The sequence below is a fragment of the Parvibaculum sp. genome (genome assembly GCF_040882025.1).
Classification (GTDB): Bacteria; Pseudomonadota; Alphaproteobacteria; order Parvibaculales; family Parvibaculaceae; genus Parvibaculum.
Map to the genome: position 1 here is coordinate 1 of NZ_JBBECC010000140.1, position 3,081 is coordinate 3,081.

The window sequence follows — 3,081 nt, forward strand, 5'->3', positions numbered from 1 at the left end:
CGGTCGATGCCGAGGGCATCGATGTCGAGGCAGGCATCGCCCGGCACGAGGCACCCCGCCTGATCTATGTGACCCCCTCCCATCAGTTCCCGCTCGGCGCGACGCTGTCGCTACAGCGTCGGCTCGCGCTGCTCGACCATGCGCGGCAATGCGGCGCCTGGGTACTGGAGGATGACTACGATTCCGAATATCGCTACCAGGGCCGTCCCATCGCCTCACTGCAGGGCCTCGACCGGGCCGATACCGTCATCTACATGGGCACCTTCGCCAAGACGATGTTCCCGGCCATCAAGATCGGCTACCTGATCGTGCCCGAACATCTGGTCGATGCTTTCGGCACCGCCATCCGCATCACCGGCCATGTACCGCCCTCGACGGTTCAGGCGGCGCTGGCCGACTTCATCGGCGAGGGCCACTACGGCGGCCATGTCAGGCGTATGCGGGCGCTCTATGCCGAGCGCCGGGCGCTGCTGCTGAAGGCATTGGACGGCGAACTTGCCCTCTGGCTCGAAGCGGCGCCCGGCGAAGGCGGGTTGCAGCTCTCTGCGTTCCTCGCGCCCGGCGCCGACGACGCGGCGATGGCGCAGGCCGCCGCCGAAGCCGACATCCATGTCAGCCCGCTGTCGCTTTACCGGCTGGAACCGGGCCGGCCGGGCCTTTATATGGGCTATGCCTCGGTGCCCGAGGTCGAGATAGGCAAGGCTGCGGCACGCCTCGTCGACGTACTGACCAAGGCCGGTTGCCCCCGGCGCTTCTGACGGGACCCCCATGCGCCTCTACCAGATGCAGGACAGCGGCAATTGCTACAAGGTGCGGTTGCTGGCCCGCCTGCTCGGCCTGCCGCTCGAACTTGTCGATGTCGACATTCTGAAGGGCGAAAGCCGGACAGAGGATTTCCTGAGCCTCAACCCGAACGGGCGTGTGCCCACCGTTGAATTCGACGACGGGCGGACGCTGGCGGAATCGAACGCCATCATGTTCTATCTGGCCGAGGGCACGGCCCTGCTGCCGGACGATCGGATGGCCCGCGCGCAGGCGCTCCAGTGGATGTTCTTCGAGCAATACAGCCACGAGCCCTACATCGCCGTCGCCCGCTTCTGGCAATCGATCAAGCCCGGCGGCTACGAGGAGAGGAAGGACAGCTTCCCCGTATGGCATGAGCGCGGCTATCAGGCGCTCGACGTGATGGAGCGCCACCTCAAGGACCATGACTGGCTTGCCGGCGGCCGGTATTCCATCGCCGATATCGCCCTTTACGCCTACACGCATGTCGCCCATGAAGGCGGCTTCGACGTCGCGCCCCACAAGGCGATCGGCCGCTGGATGAACCGCATACGGAGGGAGCCCGGCCACGTCGCCATGGACTGGCGTCCCTGACAGAGCGGGGCCGCCACAAAATGGCCCCAAAAAGGTTCCCCTCCTGTCGGCTTTCCGAACCGGGGCCGCCCCATTTGCCCGCGACACTTTGTCCGCCTGAGGAGGATTCGCCTCCCGAAAATCAGCATGTTGCGGGGACACCATCATGCCAAACACAGCGCGCTACGCCGCGTATGCCGTATTTCGGCAACGCCGGTCCGAGATTCTTGCCCGGATTCTCTTCATTGTTTGCGTTTCTCTCTTTGTCGTCGTCAGTTTCGCCCAGCATCAGGCCCGCGCCGACAACGCGGGCCTTGTTCGTCTGGGGGACGTCGAAAGCGGCGCCTTGCTGCTGAATTCGACCGAGCCCGGCAAGTACGTGCCGGCGCCCCTCCTTGCCACAGACGTCCAGATCGACGTCACCGGCCCGATCGCACGCGCCCGCGTGACGCAGCACTTCATCAATCCCGGCGACGGCTGGGTCGAAGGCAAGTATGTCTTTCCCCTGCCTGAGAACTCGGCCGTCGACACGCTGAAAATGGTAATCGGCGACCGCGTCATCGAAGGCCAGATCAAGGAAAAGCAGGAGGCGCGGCGGGTATATGAAGAGGCTCGCGCCGACGGCCGGCGCGCCAGCCTCGTCGAGCAGCAACGTCCCAACGTGTTCACCAACTCGGTCGCCAATATCGGTCCGAAGGAAACGATCGTCATCCAGATCGAATACCAGCAGACGGTGCGTCAGGACGACGACGTCTTCTCGCTGCGCTTCCCGATGGTCGTCGCGCCGCGCTATGTGCCGAGAAACGCAACCCCGCAGCTCGTGGACTTCAAGCCCGGCGAGGGTGGCTGGGGCGAGATACTGCCGTCCCCGGAACCGCTCGACCTCGAGCAGCCGCCGGTGCTTCATCCAGACATGGGCAAGATCAACCCCGTAAGCCTTGCGATTTCTCTCGACGCGGGCTTCGCGCTCGGCACGGTCGAAAGTGCGCATCACGAGATTTCGCTGACGCGCGACGGGACACACAAGGCCAGGCTGACGCTGGCCGAAAAACTGACGCCGGCCAACAAGGACTTCGAACTTGTGTGGAAGCCGGCCGCGGCATCCGCGCCCGCCGCCGCCCTCTTCCGCGAGCGTGTCGGCGATGAGGACTACATCCTGGTCATGCTGACGCCGCCCGCCGGCGGCACCGTTCCGGCGGCAAAGCCCCGCGAGGTGATCTTCGTCATCGACAATTCGGGCTCGATGTCGGGCCCCTCGATAGATCAGGCAAAGAAGAGCCTCCTGTGGGCCCTCAACCGGTTGAAGCCCTCCGACACCTTCAATGTCATCCGCTTCGACGACACGACGACGGTGCTCTTTCCGCAAGCCGTCGCGGCGCATGGCGAGAACCTCGACGTCGCACGCCGTTATGTCGGCAACCTTCAGGCCAATGGCGGCACCGAAATGCTGCCGGCGCTCAGGGCGTCGCTTGTGGACCCCGATGCCGGCGACAGTTCGCGCCTGCGCCAGATCGTCTTCCTGACCGACGGCGCGATCTACAATGAACGTGAACTCTTCACCGAGATCACGAGCAATCTCGGCCGTTCGCGCATTTTCACAGTCGGCATCGGCTCGGCCCCCAACAGCTACTTCATGGCCCGCGCCGCCGAAGCCGGGCGTGGCACCTTCACGCATATCGGCAGCGAGACGCAGGTTGCCGAACGCATGAGCGTGCTCTTCGAAAA

General features: G+C 64.7%; 3 protein-coding genes. All 3 read left to right on the plus strand.

All coding sequences use genetic code 11. The features are described from left to right. Window positions 1-758, plus strand: a 758-nt coding sequence (locus WEB61_RS10040; protein ID WP_368064201.1) for a PLP-dependent aminotransferase family protein, incomplete at its 5' end; no start/stop codon positions are given. A 10-nt stretch (window positions 759-768) separates the two neighbouring features. After that, window positions 769-1,377, plus strand: a complete 609-nt coding sequence (locus tag WEB61_RS10045) for a glutathione S-transferase family protein (protein WP_368064202.1) — start codon at window positions 769-771, stop codon at window positions 1,375-1,377. A gap of 145 nt (window positions 1,378-1,522) precedes the next feature. Then, a partial coding sequence (locus WEB61_RS10050; RefSeq protein WP_368064203.1) for a marine proteobacterial sortase target protein occupies window positions 1,523-3,081 on the plus strand: 1,559 nt, incomplete at its 3' end.

Bases quoted from the DNA above. Each gene is read 5' to 3' on its own strand.
- WEB61_RS10045 (WP_368064202.1), top strand. From the start codon at position 769: ATGCGCCTCTACCAGATGCAGGACAGCGGCAATTGCTACAAGGTGCGG.